This is a genomic window from Micromonospora sp. WMMD729 (assembly GCF_049315225.1).
In the GTDB taxonomy this organism is placed as follows: domain Bacteria; phylum Actinomycetota; class Actinomycetes; order Mycobacteriales; family Micromonosporaceae; genus Micromonospora.
Window position 1 is genome coordinate 2,440,621 of record NZ_CP186059.1, and the last position, 22,272, is coordinate 2,462,892.

General features: G+C 72.5%; 22 protein-coding genes and 1 pseudogene. 19 read left to right on the forward strand and 4 right to left on the reverse strand.

What is annotated here, in order from left to right:
- The first annotated feature begins 79 nt into the window (after positions 1-79).
- Entirely contained in the window at positions 80-796 is a 717-nt protein-coding gene (locus ACN263_RS11160; protein ID WP_422739720.1) for an alpha/beta fold hydrolase, read from the forward strand.
- Between the two features lie 58 nt (positions 797-854).
- The gene (locus tag ACN263_RS11165) at positions 855-1,313 is read left to right on the forward strand and encodes a GNAT family N-acetyltransferase (RefSeq protein ID WP_422739721.1); all 459 of its coding nucleotides are present in this window, start codon (positions 855-857) and stop codon (positions 1,311-1,313) included.
- On the opposite strand, the gene ACN263_RS11170 is transcribed toward ACN263_RS11165, so the two are convergent.
- Positions 1,314-2,714 (reverse strand): PLP-dependent aminotransferase family protein, encoded by a 1,401-nt coding sequence (locus ACN263_RS11170; RefSeq protein WP_422739722.1) that lies wholly within the window; start codon positions 2,712-2,714, stop codon positions 1,314-1,316.
- A 515-nt stretch (positions 2,715-3,229) separates the two neighbouring features.
- Between ACN263_RS11170 and ACN263_RS11175 the strand changes: the two genes are divergently transcribed.
- From ACN263_RS11175 to ACN263_RS11220, 10 genes are read left to right on the forward strand one after another with little or no spacing between them, the layout of a single operon-like run.
- Positions 3,230-4,537, forward strand: coding sequence for an anthranilate synthase component I family protein (locus tag ACN263_RS11175; protein WP_422739723.1), 1,308 nt, complete (start codon positions 3,230-3,232; stop codon positions 4,535-4,537).
- Positions 4,534-5,226 (forward strand): anthranilate synthase component II, encoded by a 693-nt coding sequence (locus tag ACN263_RS11180; RefSeq protein ID WP_422739724.1) that lies wholly within the window; start codon positions 4,534-4,536, stop codon positions 5,224-5,226. The genes ACN263_RS11175 and ACN263_RS11180 overlap by 4 nt, the downstream gene beginning before the upstream one ends.
- Entirely contained in the window at positions 5,223-6,011 is a 789-nt protein-coding gene (locus tag ACN263_RS11185) for a B3/4 domain-containing protein (protein WP_422739725.1), read from the forward strand. Before ACN263_RS11180 ends, ACN263_RS11185 begins: the two co-directional genes overlap by 4 nt.
- On the forward strand, positions 6,008-7,234 hold the full coding sequence (locus tag ACN263_RS11190) for an ATP-grasp domain-containing protein (protein WP_422739726.1): 1,227 nt from the start codon (positions 6,008-6,010) through the stop codon (positions 7,232-7,234). Before ACN263_RS11185 ends, ACN263_RS11190 begins: the two co-directional genes overlap by 4 nt.
- Entirely contained in the window at positions 7,234-8,454 is a 1,221-nt protein-coding gene (locus ACN263_RS11195; RefSeq protein WP_422739727.1) for an MFS transporter, read from the forward strand. Before ACN263_RS11190 ends, ACN263_RS11195 begins: the two co-directional genes overlap by 1 nt.
- A 29-nt stretch (positions 8,455-8,483) precedes the next feature.
- Positions 8,484-9,788 (forward strand): TrpB-like pyridoxal phosphate-dependent enzyme, encoded by a 1,305-nt coding sequence (locus tag ACN263_RS11200; RefSeq protein ID WP_422739728.1) that lies wholly within the window; start codon positions 8,484-8,486, stop codon positions 9,786-9,788.
- 54 nt (positions 9,789-9,842) lie between these two features.
- Positions 9,843-10,547: a flavodoxin family protein gene (locus ACN263_RS11205; RefSeq protein WP_422739729.1), complete on the forward strand. Its 705-nt coding sequence runs from the start codon at positions 9,843-9,845 to the stop codon at positions 10,545-10,547.
- A complete protein-coding gene (locus ACN263_RS11210) occupies positions 10,537-10,884 on the forward strand; it encodes a cupin domain-containing protein (RefSeq protein WP_355050129.1) in 348 nt (115 codons plus the stop codon). The genes ACN263_RS11205 and ACN263_RS11210 overlap by 11 nt, the downstream gene beginning before the upstream one ends.
- Positions 10,881-11,246 carry a chorismate mutase gene (locus tag ACN263_RS11215; protein ID WP_422739730.1) on the forward strand — a complete coding sequence of 122 codons (366 nt, stop codon included), beginning with the start codon at positions 10,881-10,883 and terminating at the stop codon, positions 11,244-11,246. Before ACN263_RS11210 ends, ACN263_RS11215 begins: the two co-directional genes overlap by 4 nt.
- Positions 11,243-12,703, forward strand: coding sequence for a UbiD family decarboxylase (locus ACN263_RS11220; protein ID WP_422739731.1), 1,461 nt, complete (start codon positions 11,243-11,245; stop codon positions 12,701-12,703). The genes ACN263_RS11215 and ACN263_RS11220 overlap by 4 nt, the downstream gene beginning before the upstream one ends.
- Here the strand turns inward: ACN263_RS11220 and ACN263_RS11225 are convergent.
- Entirely contained in the window at positions 12,648-14,159 is a 1,512-nt protein-coding gene (locus tag ACN263_RS11225) for a PLP-dependent aminotransferase family protein (RefSeq protein ID WP_422739732.1), read from the reverse strand. The two genes, ACN263_RS11220 and ACN263_RS11225, sit on opposite strands and share 56 nt — an antisense overlap.
- 93 nt (positions 14,160-14,252) lie before the next feature.
- The gene (locus ACN263_RS11230; RefSeq protein ID WP_422739733.1) at positions 14,253-14,636 is read right to left on the reverse strand and encodes a DUF6223 family protein; all 384 of its coding nucleotides are present in this window, start codon (positions 14,634-14,636) and stop codon (positions 14,253-14,255) included.
- 216 nt (positions 14,637-14,852) lie between these two features.
- On the opposite strand from ACN263_RS11230, the gene ACN263_RS11235 reads away from it, so the two are divergent.
- The 3 genes from ACN263_RS11235 to ACN263_RS11245 all read left to right on the forward strand — a co-directional run bounded on the left by ACN263_RS11235 (position 14,853) and on the right by ACN263_RS11245 (position 17,618).
- On the forward strand, positions 14,853-15,971 hold the full coding sequence (locus tag ACN263_RS11235) for a sensor histidine kinase (RefSeq protein ID WP_422739734.1): 1,119 nt from the start codon (positions 14,853-14,855) through the stop codon (positions 15,969-15,971).
- On the forward strand, positions 15,968-16,630 hold the full coding sequence (locus ACN263_RS11240; RefSeq protein ID WP_422739735.1) for a response regulator: 663 nt from the start codon (positions 15,968-15,970) through the stop codon (positions 16,628-16,630). Before ACN263_RS11235 ends, ACN263_RS11240 begins: the two co-directional genes overlap by 4 nt.
- Positions 16,631-16,709: 79 nt before the next feature.
- Positions 16,710-17,618 (forward strand): hypothetical protein, encoded by a 909-nt coding sequence (locus ACN263_RS11245; protein ID WP_422739736.1) that lies wholly within the window; start codon positions 16,710-16,712, stop codon positions 17,616-17,618.
- Positions 17,619-17,737: 119 nt separating this feature from the next.
- Here ACN263_RS11245 and ACN263_RS11250 read toward each other — a convergent pair.
- Positions 17,738-18,130 (reverse strand): annotated as a pseudogene (locus tag ACN263_RS11250) (helix-turn-helix domain-containing protein); the annotation flags it as partial.
- 364 nt (positions 18,131-18,494) lie between these two features.
- On the opposite strand from ACN263_RS11250, the gene ACN263_RS11255 reads away from it, so the two are divergent.
- The 4 genes from ACN263_RS11255 (at position 18,495) to ACN263_RS11270 (ending at position 22,263) form a co-directional block, all read left to right on the forward strand.
- Positions 18,495-19,313, forward strand: coding sequence for a basic amino acid ABC transporter substrate-binding protein (locus ACN263_RS11255; protein WP_422739737.1), 819 nt, complete (start codon positions 18,495-18,497; stop codon positions 19,311-19,313).
- 76 nt (positions 19,314-19,389) lie between these two features.
- Entirely contained in the window at positions 19,390-20,184 is a 795-nt protein-coding gene (locus ACN263_RS11260) for an amino acid ABC transporter permease (protein WP_396799691.1), read from the forward strand.
- Positions 20,185-20,189: 5 nt separating this feature from the next.
- Positions 20,190-21,026, forward strand: a complete 837-nt coding sequence (locus tag ACN263_RS11265) for an amino acid ABC transporter ATP-binding protein (RefSeq protein WP_422739738.1) — start codon at positions 20,190-20,192, stop codon at positions 21,024-21,026.
- A gap of 232 nt (positions 21,027-21,258) precedes the next feature.
- Positions 21,259-22,263 carry a multicopper oxidase domain-containing protein gene (locus ACN263_RS11270; protein WP_422739739.1) on the forward strand — a complete coding sequence of 335 codons (1,005 nt, stop codon included), beginning with the start codon at positions 21,259-21,261 and terminating at the stop codon, positions 22,261-22,263.
- Positions 22,264-22,272 lie beyond the last annotated feature (9 nt).

Consider the following 22,272-nt stretch of genomic DNA (forward strand, 5'->3'; position numbering starts at 1 on the left):
TCGCCGTCGCCTGGCGGGTACTCAGGCGCACCGGCGCGTCCGGTCGAGGACCAGCGTCACGAGCGAGGGAGCGCCTGTCATGCCCGATGCGGACCCCACCGTCGTTCTGGTGCACGGCGCGTTCGCCGAGTCGGCAAGCTGGAACGGCGTGATCGAGCGGCTGGGCGACGCGTACAACGTCGTGGCCGCCGCCAATCCACTGCGCAGCGTGGCGGGCGACGCCGCGTACGTGCGGGACGTGGTCCGGGGGATCGGCGGGCCGGTCGTGCTCGTCGGCCACTCCTACGGCGGCATGGTGATCACGCAGGCCGCAGCGGGCGACACGTCGGTGCGGGCCCTCGTGTACGTCAACGCGGTCGCGCCGGACACCGGCGAGTCGGCGCTGTCGCTCTCCGGGAAGTTCCCCGGCAGCACGCTCGCCGACACGCTCGTGCAGTACCCGGTGTCGACCGGCGGCAACGAGGTGGCGATCGGCCAGGACGCCTACCACGCCCAGTTCTGCGCCGACGTCTCGGACGATCTCGCCTCGCTGATGGCCCGCACCCAACGGCCGATCACCGAGCAGGCCCTGAGTGACGGGCTCACCGGCGAGCCCGCCTGGCGGTCCCTGCCGAGCTGGTTCGTGTTCGGTGACGCCGACAAGAACATCCCGGTCGCCGCACACCGGTTCATGGCCGAGCGGGCCGCGCCGCGCGGGCAGCGCGAGATCGTCGGCGGGTCGCACGCGATGGCGGCGGCCCCGCAGGCCGCGAGCGAGGTCGCCGAGACGATCATCGAGGCGGTCCGGGCCACCTGACCGCGTGCGCCGGCAGCGTGACGCGAGCGCCGGATCGCGCCCGCGTAGCCTTGCGGTCGTGGGGGACTGGGCGCTTCGGCCGGCGTCGACGGCGGACGTCGAGGCGGTGGCCGAGTTGCGGTCCGTGGTGCTGCGGCCGGATCTGGAACGGCTCGGACGGTACGACGAACAACGGGTCCGGCAGCGACTGCGGGACGGGTTCTCGCCGGCGCACACCTGGCTGATCGAGGTGGGCGGCGCGTTCGCCGGGTGCGTGTCCCTGCGGCCGGGTGAGGACGCCCACTGGCTGGAGCATTTCTATCTGGCGCCAGACGTGCAGGGCGCTGGTGTCGGCGCGGCCGTGCTGCGCGCGCTGCTCGACCGGTGCGACCGCGACGGCGTCCGGGTCCGGTTGAACGTGCTGAGCGGCAGCCCGGCCCGGCGACTGTACGAGCGGCACGGGTTCACCCTGGCGAGCGAGGACCCGGTCGACGTGTTCATGGTGCGCGAGCCGACGCCGGCCGCGCCGGCCGACTGATCAACCCCGGCCGGCCGACTCCCGGTACGCCGCGGCTAGCCCGGCCAGGCCGCGCCCCAACTCCGGGCCGCGTACCCCGGCGTACCCGAGGACCAGCGCCGGCGGACGGTCGTCCGGCCGCAGGGCGTAGAAGCGGCCACCGCGCACCAGCACCGAGCGGCGCCGGGCCGCGCGGACCAGTGCCTCCTCCGGGTGTCGGGCCGGCAGCAGCAGGTACGCCTGGAGCCCGCCGTCTCCACCAACGAGGGTGACGTCGGGCAGGTGCCCGGCGACGAAGTCCCGGACCGCCTGGCGGCGCTTCTGCACGTCCGCGCCGAGGCGGCGCAGGTGCCGGTCGAAGGCACCGGTGTCGATCAGTCGGGCGAAGGCGAGCTGTTCCAGGCCGGAGCAGCCGATGTCCCAGCTGGCCCGGGTGCGCTCGACCGGGGCGGTCAGGTCGGCGGGGGTGGCCAGCCAGCCGAGGCGCAGCGCCGGGGTGAGAACCTTGCTGGCGCTGCCGGCGTAGACCACCCGGTCGGGCGCGAGGCTCTGCACCGCGGGCATCCGCTGCGCCGGGGCGACCAGGGCGGCGTCGAAGTCGTCCTCGACGACGTAGCCGTCGACCTCCTGCGCCCAGGCCACGAGCTGGGCCCGGCGTCGCCCGGTGAGCGTGACCCCGGTGGGGAACTGGCTGGCCGGGGTGACCAGCACGGCACGGGCCCCGCTCGCGGCCAGCGCGTCCACCCGGATGCCGTCGGAGTCCACCGGAATGCCCACCGGCCGCAGCCCGGCCTCGGCGATGAACCTCCACTCGCCCGGGTGCCCCGGGTCCTCCACCGCGAGCGTGTCGTGGCCCCGGTCGCGCAGCACCCGGCAGAGCAGCGCGAGCCCCTGCGCGAAGCCGGACGTGACCATGACGTGTTCGGGTCGGGTCCGCACCCCGCGTACCCGGCCCAGGTAGCCGGCCAGGGTGTGCCGCACGACCGGCAGGCCGGACGGAGGGGCGTAGTCCAGCTCGCGACGGCCGGCCGAGGTGACCACCGCGCTGACCGCCCGGATCCAGTCCTGCCGAGGGAACGCCGAGTCGTGCGGGCTGCCGGTGCGCAGGTCACAGACCGTCGGGGCGGGTGTGTGGTCGTCCGGGGTGAGCGCCGAGCCGACGTCCGCCCGGGCCGAGGCCGCCACGGAGGTGCCCGAGCCGTGGTGGGAGACGAGGTACCCCTCGGCGCAGAGCTGTTCGTACGCCTCGACGACCACACTGCGGGACACGCCGAGATCGGCGGCGAGCTGCCGGCTCGACGGCACCCGGGTGCCGGGGCGTAACGCCCCCTCCTCGATCTGCGTCCGGAATGCGTTACGGAGCTGCACCGCCAGCGTTCCCCGCGATTGCACATCTATTGACAAGCTTAGATTTATTGGCAAGTGGTCCGCTCCGAGATCGTCGAAGTGGTATGGACAGCGTGATCGGTGCCTGTGGAAAGTGTTGGGCGGGTGCGCAACCGCCCGGTGGCCGGCGAATCAGGGCGTACGTTCCGAGCGTGTCCAATGCGGACGACCCCGCCGCCGGCGCCGGGGTGGTCGTGCGAAGTCCTTTCGCCTGGGGGAAGGGCCCGACCTGCCGCGTTGTCGGTGGGGCCAGCGCCGACGGTGGCGCGGCAGCGGGCTGTTCAGAGGGGGTTCCGCAAGTGTCCCTATTGTCAACCGAGCGCGCCGCGTGGTCGAACCGGTCACATTCGTCGGCCGGTGCCCGTACACCATTTATGGGCTCAATTCCGGTGCAAGTGACATCTATCACACTGCCGTCGATCGATCCGTTGTCGCTCTACGCGGCACTTGCCGACAGTCTTTCCCAGCCCGATCCGTATCTGTTCGAAAGCCTGGACGGTCCAGCTCAGGACCGGTATGCCGCAGCCGTCGGTTGGGGTCTTCTCGCCGAGGTGCGACTCATCGCCGACCGCCTCGAACTGACCGCCGACGGTCCGCTGGGCGACGCCCTGGCCGCCGTGCTCACCGCCGTCCTGGGCGAGCCGGGCCGGCGACGCGAGACGTCGCGGATCTGGCCGGTCGCCGGCCCGACCGAGGTGTGGACGGCCGTCCGGGCGATCCAGCGGGCGTTCGCCGTGCGCACGACCGTCCCCACTGACACCTTCGCCTTCGGTTTCCTCACCACCCTGGCGTACGAGGCCGCGCGGGACATGGACGAGCTCGGGACCGACCGGGTGGTCGACGACATCCCGCGCTGCACGCTCGCGCTGTTCCGGCACACCGTCTGGTGGGATCTGCGCGCCGGCACGGTCCGCCGGCTCCACGCCACCGGCCCGCACCTGCCGCCCGAGGACATCGCCCGGCTGCCCGAGCTGACCGAATGGCAGGCCGCCGACCTCGCCCGCGTGCCGGCCGCCCCGCCGCCGGGTCTGATCCGGGACACTGTCGACGAGGAGACGTTCGCCGCCCGGGTGAAGCAGTGCCTGCGACACATCGAGGTCGGGGACAGCTACCAGATCCAGATCGGCCACCGGATCGACGTGGAGACGACGCTCACGCCGCTGGAGGTCTACCGGCGGCTGCGTCACCGCAACCCGTCGCCGTACATGTATCTGACGCCGTGGGCCGGCCGGACCGTCATCGGGGCGAGCCCGGAGCTGTTCCTGCGCGTCCGGGACGGCCGGCTCTCGATGCGCCCGATCGCCGGCACCGCGCCCCGCGCCGCCGACCCCGAGGCCGACCGACGTCGGGTCGCCGCGCTGGCGACGAGCGAGAAGGAGCGGGCCGAGCACGTCATGCTCGTCGACCTGTGCCGCAACGACATCGGCCGGGTCTGCGTGCCGGGGACGCTCAGCGTCGACAGCATGTTCGACGTCGAGCCGTTCGCGTACGTGCACCACCTGGTCTCGACCGTCTCGGGTCAGCTCGCCGACGACGCCGACGTGTGGGCGGCGATCTGCGCCACCTTCCCGGCCGGCACCATGACCGGCGCCCCGAAACTGCGGGCCATGGAGATCATCGACGGTCTGGAGGACGAGCCCCGGGGCGTCTACGCCGGCGCGGTCGGGCTGGTCGACGTCCGCGGGTACGCGGTGCTCGCGCTCTGCATCCGTACCGCCGTGCACGACGGCCGGCACTACCGGACCCAGGCGTCCGCCGGGGTGGTGGCCGACTCCGTCCCGGGCGACGAGTGGCGCGAGACGCTGGCCAAGATGAACCCCACCTACTGGGCCCTGACCGGTGGGGAGCTGCTGTCGTGAAGGTCCTGCTCGTCGACGCGTACGACAGCTTCACCCACATCATCGACCAGTACCTGCGAACCCTCGGCGCGCGGACCGTGGTGGTCCGTTCCCGCTCGGCGACCAGCGACCAGCTCGCGGCCCTGCGGCCCGACGCGGTGGTGCTCGGCCCCGGGCCCGGCCACCCCGCCGAGTCCGGACACGTGGAGCTGGTGCACGCCTTCGCCGGCCGGGTCCCGCTGCTCGGGGTCTGCCTCGGCCACCAGGCGATCGGCCTCGCCTACGGCGGGACGGTCGCGGTCGCCCGGCACCTGATGCACGGCAAGACCAGCGTGGTCACCCACGACGGCCGGGGCGTCTTCGAGGGCGTGCCCGCCCCGCTCACCGTCACCCGCTACCACTCGCTGATCGTCGCGGAGCCGGTGCCGCCGGCCCTGCGGGTCACCGCCCGGTCGTCCGACGACGGCTACGTGATGGGGGTACGACACGACACGCTCGCGGTGCAGGGGGTGCAGTTCCATCCGGAGAGCGTGCTCACCGAGGCCGGCCTACGGCTCTTCGACAACTTCCTGCGTGACGCGTCGGCGGCCGCGCAGCGGCCACCCGGATTGGCCTCACCGGATCACCCCGGATTGGCCACAACCGGTGGTCGTCCCGCTGCGTACGGTCGGGCGGACAATCGGACCCGAACCTCACGAGGATCACGATGACCCAGCTCAGCGACGGTGCGGCCACGCTCACCGTCCGCATCGACGACCGGGTGCTGACCGCGGTGCCGGACTATGTGCTCGGCGTGCTCGCCGTGGCGCAGGTCGAGGTCGTACCGGCGCCTCCCGCCGTGTCGGCGCTGCTGACCGCCGCCGAGGACGCGCTGCACGCCGCCGGCCTGGACAAGGCCGGCGTGGCCGACCTGCCGGGCATCGCGGCCTGGCGCGAGGCGTACCGGGCGGTGGGGGTTAACCCGAACCGCTTCCCCTGCGCCGCCGAGTCGATCAGCCGGCGGGTGGCCAAGGGTGACCGGCTGCCCCGGATCAACGCCCTGGTCGACCTCTGCAACGCCGTCTCACTCGACACGGCGCTGCCGGTCGCCTCGTGCGCGGTCGACGGCCTCACCGACCTCGTGGTGCGGCCGGCCGACGGCACCGAGACGTACCTGCCCCTGGGCGTTCCGGACGCGCCGGAGCGCCCCGAGCCGGGCGAGGTCGTCTACGCCGACGCCGCCGGGCGGGCCCACTCGCGGCGCTGGAACTGGCGGCAGGGCCACCTGGTCCGCACCGACCTGGGCCCGCACGCGCTGCTGCTCACCGTCGAGTCGGCCCACCCCGGCGGACGGGCGGAGGTGGTGGACGCGCTGGCCCGTCTCGGCGACGTCCTCGACCAGATGTCCGCCGGCCCACGGCAGGCGGCCGTGCTCGACCGCGACGCGACGAGCGCGGTGCTGCGTACCGCCGGACCGCTGAGCCCGGCGGGCAGCAACGGTCGGGGTCGGCCGTGACCGGCGCGATCCTGGTCATCTACCGTCCGGCGGCCGGCCGGTACGCCGCCCAGTTCCGCGCCGTGGTCGCCGCCGCCGCCGAGCGGGGCGTGGCGGCCGTCGCGCTGCTGCCGACCGGGCAGCCGTCCGCCGACACCGCCGGGCTGCCCTGCTACCACGCCGACCTCGACGACCGCGAGGCCGTCCGGGCGGTCGTCGCGACGATCGTCGCCGAGCACCCGGTGCGCCGCATCTTCCCGCTCTTCGAGGGCGACGTGCTGACCGCCGCGCACTGCCGGCGGGACCACGGCATCGACGGGCTCGACCCGGAGCAGGCGCTGACCTTCCGGGACAAGAACGTCATGCACCGCCGGGCCACCGAGCTGGGGGTGCCGGTGGCCCGCTCGTGCCGTCCGGAGACGGTCGGGGCGGTCGCCGAGTTCGCCGCCGAGGTGGGCTGGCCGGTGGTGATCAAGCCGTACGCCGGCTGGGCCTGCGGCGACACCCACCGGGTGGACTCCGCCGAGGACCTGGCCCGGGTGTGGCCGCTGATCGCCGACGACCGGCACGACTACCGGGTGGAGGAGTACGTCCGGGGGGCCGAGTACCACGTCGACTCGCTGCTGCGCGCCGGTGAGGTGGTCTTCGAACAGCTCTCCCGCTACACGTACTCGGTCCTGGAGTTCCGCGACGAGCCCGGCGGCACGGTCTCGCGCAAGCACGACCTGACCGACGCCGAGCGGCGCATCCTGGCCGCCAGCGCCACCGTGCTGCGCGGGTTCGGGATGCGCACGGGGGTGGCGCACGTCGAGTTCTTCCTCCGCGACGACGGCGAAGTGATCTTCGGCGAGGCGGCCGCCCGGGCCGGTGGCGGTTCCATCGTGCCCGCCATCGAGGCCGGACGGGGGATCAACCTGGCCGGGGAGTGGTGCCGGCTCGAACTGGACCCGGCGCACGTGCCGGACGCCGGCGTCGGGCCGGAGATCGGCACCGAGTACCTCTGCTCCGACCGGTACGGGCGGATCACCGCGATCACCTCGGCGCAGGAGTTGCGGGCGCTCGACGCGGTGCGCGACGCGGACGTGTGGAAGAGCGTCGGTGACGTGCTCGCCGCGCCGACCGCCTCGAACGACGTGCTCGGCTGGTACGTCTGCGAGGGGCGGGACTTCGACGACGTCCGCGCCCGGTTCAAAGTCATCCGCGACTCCTTCGAGGTGCGTACCGAACCGGTGGGGGAGTCGTGATGTGGCTGAGCCGGTTCCGGGCGCTGCCCCGCCCACTGCGGATGCTGGTCTACGCGTCCTTCATCAACCGGGCCGGCATGTTCGTCTTCCCGCTGCTCGCGGTCTACCTGGTGCAGAGCCGGCACCTGAGCACCGGCGAGGCGGGCGTGCTGATCTCCGTGGGCAGCACCGGCCTGCTCGCCGGCAGCCTGCTCAGCGGACCGGTCTGCGCCCGGGCCGGCCGCCGCGCCGCGCTGGTGTCGAGCCTGCTGCTCAACGCGGCCGGCTACCTGGGCCTGGCCGTGGTCGACGGTCCGACCTGGACGTACGCGGTGCTGCTCTTCGTCGCGCTGGTCGGGATGGGCATGTTCTCCCCGGCGGCGAACACGCTGATCGCCGATTTGACCGAGCCGGGCGAGCGGCCGTTCGCGTACACGGTCAGCTACCTCGCCAACAACCTCGGCATGGGCGTCGGCCCGCTGCTCGGCGGATTCGCGGCGGCCCTGTCGTACCAGCTGATGTTCGCCGGGAACATCCTGCTCGGCCTGCTCGCGGCGGCCACCATCTGGCTGTTCGTACCCGCGCAGACCCGCCGTGCCCCGACGGCCGCGCCGGTCGCCACCACCCGGTGGGCCGGCCTGCGCCGGGACGTCGACGTGGCGCTGCTGGTGCTGGTCTCGTTCTGCTACGTCGCGCCGCTGATCGGCCTGGAGTACACGCTGCCCCTCGCGGTCACCACCGTGCTGCACTCGTCGGTGGCGGTGGTCGGCGCGGTCTACACCATCAACAGCGTCGTCGTGGTCAGCGCCAGCCTGCTGATCGAGAAGCGGATCAAGGCGTACTCCACCCGGGTCCTGCTGGTCGTGGCCGGCCTGCTCTGGTCGGCCGGCATGGCGGTCCTGGTGTTCGCCTTCTCCCTGCCCGCCGTCCTGCTCTCCACGGTGGTCTGGACCCTCGGGGAGATCATCGCCTCGGTGGTGGTGCCCACCTACATCGCCGACCACGTCGAGGAACGGCGGGTCAGCAGCTTCATGGCTCTGAACGCCTTCGTGCTCAGCTCCGCCCGGTTGGTCGTGCCGATGGGTCTCGGCTTCGTGTGGCAGACCCAGGGGCACCGACCCGTCCTGCTCATCCTCCTGCTGACCCCGGTGGTCGGTGTGGTCGCGTTCGCGGCGTTGCGAATCCGACCGGCCGTCCGGCCCGTGCCGGCGCCCGCCGAACCGGCCACCGCGAGTCCCTGACACCCACCCACCCCTCATCGGAAGGTGCCATGACCACGTCGAAGTTCGTGCTGCCCGAGAGCGACATCCCGACGACCTGGTACAACGTGGTTCCCGACCTGCCCAAGGGACTGCCCCCGATGCTGCACCCCGGCACCCGGGAACCCCTCACCCCGGCGGACCTCGAACCGCTCTTCGCCACCGGCATGATCGAGCAGGAGTTCAGCACCGAACGGGACGTGGACATCCCCGGGCCGGTGCTGGACATCTACCGCCAGTGGCGGCCCAGCCCGCTCGTACGCGCCCACCGGCTGGAGAAGGCCCTCGGCACGCCGGCCCGGATCTACTTCAAGTACGAAGGGGTCAGCCCGTCCGGCAGCCACAAGCCGAACACCGCCGTGCCGCAGGCGTACTACAGCAAGCTCGACGGCGTGCAGCGGTTGACCACGGAGACCGGCGCCGGCCAGTGGGGCAGCTCGCTCTCGATGGCCTGCACCTACTTCGGCCTCGACTGCGAGGTCTTCATGGTGCGGGTCAGCTACGACCAGAAGCCGTACCGGCGCGGGCTGATGGAGACGTTCGGCGCCTCGGTGACGGCGAGCCCGAGCGACCGTACCGAGGCGGGCCGGGCCGCGCTCGCCGCCGACCCCGACTCCACCGGCAGCCTCGGCCTGGCCATCTCCGAGGCGGTGGAGGCGGCGATGGTCAGCGGCGGCGTCGCCAAGTACTCCCTCGGCTCGGTGCTCAACCTGGTGCTGATGCACCAGACGATCATCGGCCAGGAGGCGCTGCTCCAACTCGCCATGGCCGACGACTACCCGGACATCGTCATCGGCGCGGCCGGCGGTGGCTCCAACTTCGCCGGCCTGGCCCTGCCGTTCCTGCGCCGCCAACTCGGCGGCGGCCCGGCCGTGCGGTTCGTCGCGGTGGAGCCGTCCTCCTGCCCGTCGCTGACCCAGGGCACCTACGACTACGACTTCGGCGACACCGCCGGCCTCACCCCGCTGACCAAGATGCACACCCTGGGCCACGACTTCCGCCCACCGGCCATCCACGCCGGTGGACTGCGGTACCACGGCATGGCGCCGATCATCAGCGCGCTACGGGACATCGACCTCATCGAGGCGCGGGCGGTGCCGCAGAGCGCGTGCTTCGAGGCGGGTGTGCTCTTCGCCCGCAGCGAGGGGATCGTGCCGGCGCCGGAGTCCACCCACGCCGTCCGGGTGGCGGTGGACGAGGCGCTGCGGTGCCGGGAGACGGGCGAGTCGAAGGCGATCGTCTTCTCCCTCTCCGGGCACGGTCACTTCGACATGCAGGCCTACATCGACTACTTCGCCGGGAAGCTGACGGACTGACCGCGTCGGGGGTGGGCGTCGTCGTGGCGTCCGCCCCCGCGCCGAGCACCGGGGGTGCCCTTGCACAGCGAAGCAGCGACCATCCTCGCCATCAACGGGTCGGAACGGGCCGGCGGCAACACCGACCACGCCATCGCGTACGCGGGCCGGCTGATCGCCGAGCGCGGCGCGACCCTGCGCACCATCGTGCTCCGCGAGCACCGCATCTCGCCGTGCAGCCCGTGCGGCGACTGCAACAGCCGTACCCTGCCCTGCCGGGTGGACGACGACGTCCCCGCCCTGGTGGAGCAGATGGCCGCCGCCGACGGGCTGATCTACGCGGCCCCGGTGCACGGCTTCGGTCTCGCCCACCTCATGCAGGTCTTCATCGAGCGGGCGGGCGTCGGCTACCTGCGGTTCACCAGGCCGCTGGCCGACAAGGTCGGCGGCATCATCGTCACCGGGCGTCGGTACAGCGACTCCTCGGTGCACAACCAGATCGTCAACAACCTGCTGCTCAACAGGATGATCCTGGTGGGCAGCGGATTCCCCGTCCTGCTGCGCAACACCACCGGCAGCCCGGGCCTGACCGACGCCGAGGGCGTCGACGCACTCGAGCGGATGGTGCACCGGATGCTCGACATGGTGCAGCTGCTCAAGCGGCACCAACCCATCGGCGGTGGTCCGGTCCTGCCGCGCCGGGACCGCAACGAACGTGTCCCGCGGCCCCGCCGCGCCGAACCCGTCCAGAGCAGAGGAGATATCGAGAATGTCCACTGAGCAGGTCGCCGCCCCGGTCGGCATCGACTTCCCGGCCACCGAGTGGGAACGGTGGGACAAGCCGGGCGCCGAGGGCCGGGTCAAGATGACGTACGTGGGCGGTCAGCGACTCCGCCTGCTGGAGCTGCCGCCCGGCTTCGACGAGCACCACTGGTGTCTGCGCGGGCACACCGGCTACGTCCTCCAGGGCGAGTTCACCATCCACTTCCGGGACCGGTCGGTGCCCTGCCGTCCCGGGATGGGGTTCGTCATCCCCGACGACGAGGAACACCGGTCCCAGGGCAGCGACGCCGAACCCACCGTCGTCTTCGTGGTCGACGAGGTTCCGCAGCCGTGAGCGACCAGCAACCAGTCGCGTCGCCGGCCGGGTCGGCGTCGGCCGGCGACGTCGACGGGCCGGCCCGGATCGCCGAGCTGCGGGTCGCCATCGACGGGCTCGACCGGCAGATCATCGCCCTGCTGGCCGAGCGCACCCGGGTGGTGCGGGAGCTGACCGTGCACAAGACGGACGAGGCGACCGTCCGCTCACCCGAGCGGGTGCGGCAGGTCCTCGACCGCATCCACGGCCTGGCGGTCGGGCAGGGCATGCCGCCCGAGGTGGCCGTCGGCACGTACCGGGCCCTCATCGAGGAGCTGACCCTGATGCAGCTCGACATGCTGGCGGCCCGCCGCGCCGCCGCGTCGGCGGACAGCAGATGAGCCACCGTTCACCCGTCGACCTGCGGCACGCTCTGGCCAGCCTCGACCCGCTCCCGGGCGAGCTGGTGCGGGTCGCCACCGAGCTGCCCGCCCGGTACGGCGTGTCCGCCCACTACGCCCGGTGGGCGGGCGCGCCGGCCGCCCCGCCCACCGGCGCCGGACCGGCCGTGCTCTTCGACCGGGTACGCCCCGACGACGGCCCCACCCGGGCGGTGCTGATGGGCCTCTACGGCACCCGCCGACGCGCCGCCGGCCTCCTCGGCTGCACGCCCGCGGAACTGCCCCACCGGCTGCTCGACGCGGTGGCCGCGCCCCGACCGGCGGTGCCCGCCGTCGACGCCTCCCGCTGGCCGCGCGAGATCCTGCCTCGGGACCTGACCGCGCTGCCGGTGCCGGTCCTCACCGACGAGGACGCCGGGCCCTACCTGACTCTCGGCGCGGTGCTCGCCACCGACCCGGACACCGGGGTCCGCAACCTGTCCGTGCACCGGATGTGCGTGCAGGGGCCCGACACGCTGACCATCTGGATGGTGCCGGGGCGCGACCTGGAACTCGCGTACCAGGCTGCCCTGCGCCGGGGTCGCGCGCTGCCGGTGGCGATCCACCTCGGCCTGAGCCCGGCGGTGCTGTTGTCGTCGTGCTGCCCGACCTCGCTGGTTCCGTCGGACCTCGACGAGCTGGCGGTGGCCGGCGCGCTCGCCGGCCACCCGGTGGAGCTGCTGCCCTGCGCCACGGTGGACGCCGAGTTCATCGCCCACGCCGAGTACGTCATCGAGGGCGAGCTGCTGGCCGACCACGCACCGGAGAGCGCGCACGGCACGGTCGCCACGCCGGAGTTCCTCGGCTACCAGGGCCGGGCGAACCCCTCGCTGCCGCTGATCCGGGTCACCGGCATCACCGCCCGGGAGAGCCCGATCCTGCAGGCGGTCTCCGGGCCCGGGCACGAGCAGTCGATCCTGCTCGGCTTCGGGATGGAGGCCGCCGTGCTGGACGTGCTGCGGCGGCGGGGGACACCGGCGCTCGCGGCGCACTGCCACACCGCCGGCGGTGGTCAGCTCATGGTCGTGCTCCAGTGGCCGGCCAAGCGTGGCCCCGAGGACGACCTCGCGGTGCGCGCCGCCGCCGAGGCGGTGCTGGAGCAGTTCCGGATGGCCAAGCTGGTGCTGTGCGTGGGCGAGGACGTCGACATCGAGTCCGACCAGGACCTGTGGTGGGCCATGGTCACCCGCTTCCAGGCCGACCAGGACCTGGTCGTGCTGCCCGACCGGGAGGGCTTCCCCCTGGACCCGAGCCAGCACACCGGCTACTCGCCGGCGCTCTCCGCCGACGGGCGCACGGCCAAGGCGGTGTTCGACTGCACCGTCCCGTACGCCCAGAGCGCCCGGTTCCGCCGGCCCCGCTTCACCGAGCCGTCACGTCCCGCACCGCGGCGGCCAGCAGCGCCACTCCCTCGGTGATCCGGGCGGTGGGCAGCGCCGCGTACCCGATCAGGAAGGTCGGTTCGGTCGGCGGCCGGGTGACGAAGTAGCCCGAGGCGGGGTAGACCCGTACGCCGCGCGCGGCGGCGGCGCGCACGATCTCGGCCTCGTCGACGTCGGGCGCGCCGCCCAGGGTCACCAGCACGTGCAGCCCGGCCGCCGTGCCGGAGATCCGCACCCCGGCGCCGAAGTGCTCGTACAACGACTCCAGCAGGCGGGCGCGTCGCTGCCGGTAGAGGCGGTCCATCCGGCCGATGTGCCGGGCGTACGCGCCGGAGGAGATGAACTCGGCCAGCGCCTCCTGGGTCACCGTCGGGGTCAGCCGGTCGGTGATCCACTTGACGCCCAGGAACGATCGGACGAGGTGCGGCGGCAACACCGCGTACCCGATGCGCAGCGACGGGAAGAGGGTCTTGCTGAAGCTGCCGACGTAGACCACGTCCGCGTCCTGCCGGTCGGCGGCCAGCGACGGGAGCCGCTCCTCGGCGAAGGTGAACTCGTTGTGGTAGTCGTCCTCCAGCACCGTCGCCGCGTGCTCGCGGGCCCAGCGCAGCAACGCCCGTCGTCGCCGGTCGGACATGATGAACCCGGTCGGGAACTGGTGCGACGGGGTGACGTAGACGAGGCGTACCCGGGCCGGGTCGAGGCCGTGCGCGCGGACCCGGCAGTCGATCTCGTCGACCCGTAGGCCCTCCTCGTCGACCGGCACCGGCACCACCGCGGCCCGCGAGTAGCCGAAGATCTGCCGCAGCACGGTGTGGCTCGGGTCCTCGATCACCACCACGTCGTCCGGGCCGACGAGCAGCCGGACCAGGATGTCCATGGCCTGGGTCGCGCCGCTGGTCACCACCGTGTCCTCACGCCGGGCGTCCAACGCCCGGCTGCGTCGCAGCAGGGCGGTGATCTGGGTACGCAACGACGGGGAACCCTCGGCCGGGCCGTAGCCCAACGCCACCGCGTCGGCCCGGCTGACCGCGTCGGCGAGCGACTGCCGCCACCGGGTCACCGGGAAGCTGGCCAGCGCCGGGGTGCCGTGCCGGAAGTCGTACGTGCCGTCCGGCCGGTGCATCGGCGCCGGCTCCCACGGTTTCCAGAGGGGACTGCCGGCGTCGGTGGGCAGTGGGGGCTCGGGCCGCAGATGTGCGCGGGCGGCGCGGGGGACGGCCGGTGGGGTGCCCGCCGGGGCGGCGCTGACCCGCGTGCCGGAGCCACGCCGGGACGTGAGTACCCCGTTGGCGCGCAGCAGTTCGTAGGCGCGGGTCACCACCGTCCGGGAGACCCCGAGCTGGTGCGCCAGCTCGCGGCTGGGCGGCACCGCGTCGCCGGGACGCAGCCGGCCGGCGCGGACGGACGAGCTGATCTGGTCGCAGAGTTGCTGCTGCAACGGCACCGCACTGGTGCGGTCCAGCGTGACGAGGAGCTGGTCCGAACTCACCTGGGCATGCTCCCCCGATCGACCGCCGCCGGTGAGTCTAGTCGCGCCGGTCGGGCCCGTCCTGCTCCCGCGCGGAGCAGGACGGGCGGTTCCTCAACTGCGGGTACGGCGCAGCGCGAGACCACCGAGGACCAGCGCGGCGGACCCCACCACCAGGGCCACGTACGCCCCGCCCCGACCGTTGCCGGTGCCGATCCCGCTGTCGGAGGTCGCCACCACCAGCGCCCCGAGGGCGACGCCGATCAGCCCGGCGGCCAGGGCCACGGTCGCGCCGAGCGGTCCGCTGCCGGTGCCGACGCGGCTGCTCGGGCGGGCCAGGGCCAACGCGCCGACGATCACCCCCGCCAGGCCCAGCAGGCCGCCCAGGCTGGCCCCGAGCCGCCCGGCGCTCATGGTGGTGACCGTGGCCGCCAACTGCTGGTCAGGGGCGGCGAACCCGTCAAGCAGGGCGGACGCGGCAGCGGTGAACACCGACATGTGCTTCTCCTTCTCGGACGTCGTGCTGTGTCGTTCGATCCTGTCGCCGCGTCGACCGTCGGTCGTCCGGCAGCCGGAGGCTCTTCGCCCTGCCGCGGCGGCCGCAGACGGCTGCCACGTACGACGCATCCACCGCACGACTACCGCGGACGCGGTAGTTCCCGGTCGTCCGCGCGCAGGAGTCGCCCGGGGCGCGTCGCGGGCTAGGGTGCGCGCATGAGCACAGCGCGTGCCGTTGCCCGGGACTGGGCCATCGCCGTCGGCGTGGCGGTGGTGCTGCTGGTCGCCGGGCGGTCCGCGGACTCCGCCACGATCGACGCCGACCTGCTGGGCTACCCGCTGCTGGTCGCCGGTGGTCTGGCGTTGGCGGCCCGTCGCCGCGCTCCCGTCGCCGTCCTGGCCGTCACCGGGCTGTGCGCCGTGGGCTACCAGGCGGCCGGTTTCGACGTGCCGGCCGTCGCCTTCCTGTTCGCCGTGTACGCCGGCGTACGGGCCGGTCACCGGGCCGTCACGATCGTCGCCGCCGTGCTGATGCTCGTCGCGTTGCCGCTCAGCGCGCTCGCCCCGCCGCAGGACCTGCCGCTGGGTGACGCGCTCGCTCGGGGCCGGGGCGCGCTGGAGTTGGCGTGGCTGATCGCCGCCGGTGCGGCGGGGGAGGCGTTGCGGCAGGCCGAGCGGCGGGCCGACGAGGCCGAGCGCACCCGCGAGGAGACCGCGCGCCGCCGCGCCGACGAGGAACGGCTGCACATCGCGCGGGAGCTGCACGACTCGCTGACCCACCAGATCTCGATCATCAAGGTGCAGGCCGAGGTAGCCGTTCACGTGGCCCAGCGGCGCGGCGAGACGGTGCCGGAGGCGCTGTTGGCGATCCGGGAGGCCGGTCGGGAGGCCAGCCGTGAACTGCGCGCGACCCTGGAGGCGCTGCGGGACGACAACCGGAACCCGCGGCACGGCCTCGACCACCTGCCGGAGCTGGTGCAGCGGGCCCGGATGGCCGGGCTGGACGCGACGTTGACGGTGCAGGGGCGGCGACAGACCGTGCCGGTTGCCGTGGACCGGACCGCCTACCGGATCGTCCAGGAGTCCCTCACCAACGTGGCCCGGCACGCCGCCGCGGCCACCGCGTCGGTCCACGTCGACTACCGTCCGGACGCCCTCGCCATCCGCGTCGACGACGACGGCGCCGCCACGCCGACCACCGCCCCGACGCCCGGAGTCGGGCTGCTCGGCATGCGGGAGCGGGTCACCGCCCTGGGTGGACGCCTGCACGCCGCGCCCCGCGACGAGGGCGGCTTCACCGTCCACGCCGAACTCCCGGTCGGACCGGCCGCGTGATCCGCGTCCTGCTTGTCGACGACCAGGCGCTGCTGCGCAGCGGCTTCCGCGCGCTCCTGGACATCGAGGACGACATCGAGGTGGTGGCCGAGGCCGCCGACGGGCGGGAGGGAGTCGCCCTCGCCCGGCGTCACCTGCCCGACATCGCCCTGATCGACATCCAGATGCCGGTGCTGGACGGCATCGAGGCGACCCGCCTCATCGCCGCCGATCCGGCCCTGGCCGGAGTACACGTCGTCATCCTGACCAACTACGGCCTGGACGAACACGTCTTCCACGCGCTGCGCGCTGGCGCCGCCGGGTTCCTCGTCAAGGACATCGAGCCGGAGGACTTCCTGCACGCCGTACGCGTCGCCGCGCGGGGTGACGCGTTGCTCGCGCCGTCGATCACCCGCCGGCTCATCGACCGGTACGTCGTCGAGCCGCGTCACCTGCGCGCCCCGGCCGGCCTCGCGGAGTTGACCAGCCGCGAACGCGAGGCCGTGGTGCTGGTCGCCCAGGGCCTGTCGAACGACGACGTCGCGGCCCGCATGGTGATCAGTCCGTTGACCGCCAAGACCCACGTCAACCGGGCCATGACCAAGCTGCACGTCCGTGACCGCGCCCAGCTCGTGGTCGTCGCGTACGAGTCCGGGCTGGTCGCCCCGCGTCAGCACTGAAGGCGGCGGGCGCCGGACCAGGGACGGGGTACCGGCTTGCCGCGCGGCGCCCGGGTCGGCCCGTGCCATGATTGCGGCCATGGGCAAGCAGCAGCACGTCGGCGGGACCGACCGGCACAGCGGGTCGGGGACCACGGCCGACCGTCCGACCGACGGTGGGGCGGACGCGCGGCTCGCGCTCGCACAGGACCCCGCGACACCACAGATGACCCTCATCGAGCTGGCGTCGGATTCGTCGGTCCCGGTGCGCAAGGCGGTCGCGGCGCGGCCGGACGCGCCCGCGCAGGCGCTGCGGACGTTGACCCGCGACCACGATCGTCAGGTCCGGGAGACGGTGGCACGCAATCCCGCCACGTCGGTCGGCAACCTCCTGCGGCTGGTCAAGGACGCGGACCGGTGGGTCCGTTGGGCTGTTGCCGGCAACCCGGCCTGTGACGAGTCGGTCCGCCGGGCGATGGTCGCCGCGCCCGACAAGGAGCTTCGGGGCCTGCTCGCCGAGACCAGCGAGTTGGAGCCCGACCTCGCCGCCCGGCTGGTCGAGGACGCCTCACCCGAGGTACGCGAGCGGCTCGCCACGCACACCCAGGACCCCGACGTCATCGTCGACCTGCTCGCCGACCGTACCGTCCGCGTCCGCAAGGGGCTCGCCCGCAACCCGCGGACCACGGCGGCGCAGCGCAGCGCCCTGGCCAGGGACTCTGCGGTCGACGTACGGGCCGCGCTCGTCCGCGCGCTGGAGCTGGACGAGGCGGATCTGGCGACGTTGGTCGACGACCGCTCGGTGCAGGTCCGGCTGGCGCTGGCCACGTCCGAGATCATCCCTGCGCACGTCCGGCAGACGCTCGAAGATGACCCCGACGAGATGGTGGCCGCCGCGGCTCGGGACTTCCGCCCCGGAGCCGTCAGCTCCCCGGTGGTGCGGGCTCCCCGCATCGGTTCCCGACGCTCCGGCACCGGTCCGGGTCGGTCAGGTCGCGCCGCGCGCTGAACCCGCCTGCGCCGCGCGGCGCGCATCCGGTCGGGCTACCGGCGGGACGCGCCCACGCGCGGCGGCGCGGACGCGCTGGCGCGGGAATCCGTCCCGGTCGGTGACGCCGCCTGCACCGGGAGGTCCCGGCCGGCGAGTCGGCGGAGATGGTCGCGGATCTGGCGTTTGTCCGCGGCCGAGACGGTGTCGTCGAGCAGCCGCCGGCGGATGCTGCCCATGTCCGCCTCGACCTGCGCCAGCACCCGTGGCGTGACGGCCGCGTTCGGCATCGCGAGCGGCCGGATCGCGGCGGCGATGGAGAGGTCGAGGGTGGCGCAGAGGCTCCGGACCTTCGCCAGTTCCGGGTAGCGCTGCCAGTCACCGGCGAGCCAGCGGAACAGCGTCGAGCGGCTCACCCCGGTGTGGTGGGCGATGTCGCCGACGGTCCAGCCGTGCTCCTCGCGGGCGTCGTCGACGGCCTTGCGGACGAACTGCGCGAAAGCCATCTGAGGCGTCGTGGGGTAGGTGTCCATTCGCAGGTCTGCCCTCCATTCGGGGTCGGATCTGCTCACCCTCGGGGTGACGGCGGTATCACTGATCGTCCATCAGCTTCTGCGGTGGCGCAGCGGTGTCCGGCGCGGTGGCCTACTCGTTCGGGGTGGCTCGGATACTCAAATGCCGATCGCCGTGGCCGGGAGGCCCGGGTCGGGAGCCGGCCCGGCGTCCGGTTCGTGATCGGCTGTCGGGTTCACGGACTGTGATGGTCGCCGCAGCGCGGCGACTACGCCGCGTGACCTGAGTTACTGTTCCTCGGGTCAGGTACCGTCCCCTGTCACACCGTCTTCGTACCAAGCTGGCTGCCCGTCACCGGGGGAGCCGAACCGGAGGGACACACTCGTGAGAGTCCGAAGCGCAGTCCGTCAGGCCGGCCTCGTCGTGGCGATCGCCGCTCTGGCGGTGACCGCCGGGTGTGCCAAGAAGGACGACAGTGAGGTCCAGGCCAGTGGGGTGAAGCTGGTCGAGGGCGGCAAGCTGACCGTCTGCACCCACCTGCCGTACCCGCCGTTCCAGTCCAAGGACGCCAGCGGCAAGGTCACCGGGTTCGACGTCGACGTGATGGACCTGGTGGCCAAGGAGCTGGGCGTCGAGCAGACGATCATCGACACGCCGTTCGAGGGGATCAAGTCCGGTCAGGACCTGAACACCGGCAAGTGCGACGCGGCCGCCGCCGGCATGACCATCACCGCCGAGCGGCAGAAGGTGATGGACTTCTCGGATCCGTACTTCGACGCGACGCAGGCGCTGCTGGTCAAGACCGGCAAGCCGTACAAGTCGCTCGACGACCTGCGGGGCAAGAAGCTCGGCGTGCAGGCGGCCACCACCGGTCGTGACTACGCCCGCAAGTTCGAGAAGGAGAAGGGCCTGCAGCTGGTCGAGTTCGAGGATCTCGCCGCCCTGCAGCAGGCCGTCGCGAACGGTCAGGTCGAGGCCGCCGTCAACGACCTGCCGGTGTGGACCGAGTACCTGCGCAAGAACCCGGGTGGGTTCGCGGTGACCGCCGAGTTCGACACCGGCGAGCAGTACGGGTTCTCGGTAAAGAAGGACGGCAACCCGGAACTGCTCAAGAAGATCAACGAGACGCTGGCCAAGGCCAAGCAGGACGGCTCGTACGACACGATCTATGAGAAGTGGATCGGCAAGCGGCCGAACGCCTGATCGACGTTCCAGAGGGTAGGGCGCGCGGATTGTGCGCCCTACCCGTCGGCACCATCCGGGAAGGCAACGAGCCAACGTGAAGCTGCGCCGCCGCCAGCGGGAACGACTGTCCCTCGGTATCCAGTACCTGGTCTTCGTCGCGATCATCGCCGCGGTGCTCCTCGCCGCGGACTGGGGCCGACTGGCCGACGCGTTCTTCCGCGTCGACATCATCGAGTCGATGTTCCCGACGATCATCACCGTGGCGCTGCGCAACACGATCCTCTACACGCTCGGCGCGTTCGCCTTCGGTCTCGTGTTCGGGACCGTCCTCGCGCTCATGCGGCTGTCCCGGGTCGCGCCGTACCGCTGGCTGGCGACCGCGTACATCGAGCTGTTCCGGGGTCTGCCGGCGCTGCTGGTGCTCTTCCTCGTCGGGTACGGCATCCCGATCGCCTTCCCGGAGCGGGAGATCCCCGGCGGCGTGTTCGGCTCGATCGCGATCGGTCTCGGGTTGACCGCCGCGGCGTACATGGCCGAGACCATCCGCGCCGGCATCCAGGCCGTGCCGAAGGGGCAGATGGAGGCCGCGCGCACCCTCGGCATGTCGCACTTCACCGCCATGCGCACGATCGTCATCCCGCAGGCGTTCCGGATCGTCATCCCGCCGCTGACGAACGAGCTCATCCTGCTCACCAAGGACTCGTCGCTGGCGTACGTGCTGGGCGTGACGGCACAGACCATCGAGGTCACCAAGTTCGGCCGGGACATGCTCAACGACCGGGTGAACGCCACCCCGCTGCTGGTGGCCGGCCTCGCCTACCTGGTCATCACCCTGCCGCTGTCCCAGGTGGTACGCCGCCTCGAACTCCGCTACGCCAAGGCCCGGTGACCCGCATGACGACCAGCCCGTCCCGTCCCGCCGTCCAGATCCGCGACCTGCACAAGTCCTTCGGCTCGATCGAGGTGCTCAAGGGCATCGACTTCGAGGTCGGCCAGGGCGAGGTCGTCTGCGTGATCGGGCCGTCCGGGTCCGGCAAGTCGACCCTGCTGCGCTGTGTCGACCTGCTGGAGGAACCCACCGCCGGCACGATCTGGGTGAACGGCGTGGAGATGACCGACCCGGACGTCGAGATCGACGCGGTCCGCCGGGGCATCGGCATGGTGTTCCAGTCGTTCAACCTGTTCCCGCACCTGACCGTGCTCAACAACCTCACCGTCGCGCAGCGCAAGGTGCTGCGGCGCTCCCGCGCCGAGGCCGAGCGGATCGCCCGGGCCAACCTGGAGCGGGTCGGCCTCACCGACAAGGCCGACGCGTTCCCCGCACAGCTCTCCGGCGGGCAGCAGCAGCGGGTGGCGATCGCCCGGTCGTTGTCGATGGACCCGAAGCTGATGCTCTTCGACGAGCCGACCTCGGCGCTCGACCCGGAGCTGGTCGGTGACGTGCTCACCGTCATGCGCGGGCTGGCCGAGGACGGCATGACGATGATGGTGGTCACCCACGAGATGGCGTTCGCCCGGGACGTCGCCGACCGGGTGGTCTTCATGGACGGTGGCGTGGTCGTCGAGCAGGGGCCGCCGCACGAGGTGCTGGGCGCGCCGAAGCACGAGCGGACCCGTGCGTTCCTCTCCCGCGTCCTCGACCCGACCCACGCGCGGCTCGGTCAGCCCGAGCAGTCGCCCGCGCCGCCGGAAACCCCCAGCCTGCCGGCCGACGACCGGCACGGTCTCTGACACCACCAGCTCCGGCCGATCGACGGCCGTCGTGATGTCGCGGTAATCTTCCTGCAATCAGACCCTGTACTTTCGTCGATGGATTACATAAGTTGGGTCCATCCATCGAAAGTTCTGAGTCTTCCGAGCAAAGTCCGCGACGAGCCTCACCTCGGTCGTGCTGCCGCCCCGTGCTCGGCGGTCGCTGCACCCTGCTCTCGTCGCGTCTTCGCCCGGTCGGGAACGGAGACCCATGGACGATCACGCCGTTGGCTCCCACCGCCACCTGTCCCGTCGATCACTGATCGCCACCGGTGCGCTCGCCGCCGGAGCGTTGGGCGCGTCCGCCCCCACGCTCGGGGGCGCGTTCGGCGGCAGCCCAGCGCAGGCCGCCGCCGGAGTGATCAGGAAGGTCACCATCTACGCCGAGCAGTTGCCCGGCGGACTGTACGGCTACGGCCTCGCGCCCGGCCAGGCCACCGTGCCCGGGCCGGTGCTGGAGATCTACGAGGGTGACACCCTGGAGATCACCCTGGTCAACACCACCGACCAGCGGTTGTCCATCCACCCGCACGGGGTGGACTACAGCACCGACTCGGACGGCAGCCCCTTCAACGACTCCTTCAACAACCCGGGCGAGACCCGGACGTACGTGTGGCGCTCGCACGAGATGGTCGCCGCGTCGGGCCGCCGCTACATGCCCGGCAGTGCCGGCTACTGGCACTACCACGACCACGCCATGGGCACCGACCACGGCACCGCCGGCGTCGCGAAGGGACTGTACGGCGCGCTGATCGTCCGTCGTCGGGGCGACATCCTGCCGGAGAAGCAGTTCACGGTCGTGTTCCACGACATGACGATCAACAACAAGATGGCGCCGAACACGCCCATGTTCGAGGCGAACCTGGGGCAGCGGGTGGAGTGGCTCGCCATCGGGCACGGCAACCTGTTCCACACCTTCCACCTGCACGCCCACCGCTGGGCGGACAACCGCACCGGAATGCTCGAGGGGCCGGCCGACCCGAGCCTGGTCATCGACAACAAGGACCTCAACCCGGGCAGCTCGTTCGGGTTCCAGGTGCTGGCCGGGGAGGGCGTCGGGCCCGGCGCGTGGATGTACCACTGCCACGTGCAGAACCACTCCGACGGCGGCATGGCCGGGATCTTCCTGGTGCGCAACGCCGACGGCGGCATGCCCCCCGGCGCCGAGGAGGCGATCCACCGGTTCCAGGGCCACACCCACACGCACGGAAGCTGACCGAAAGGT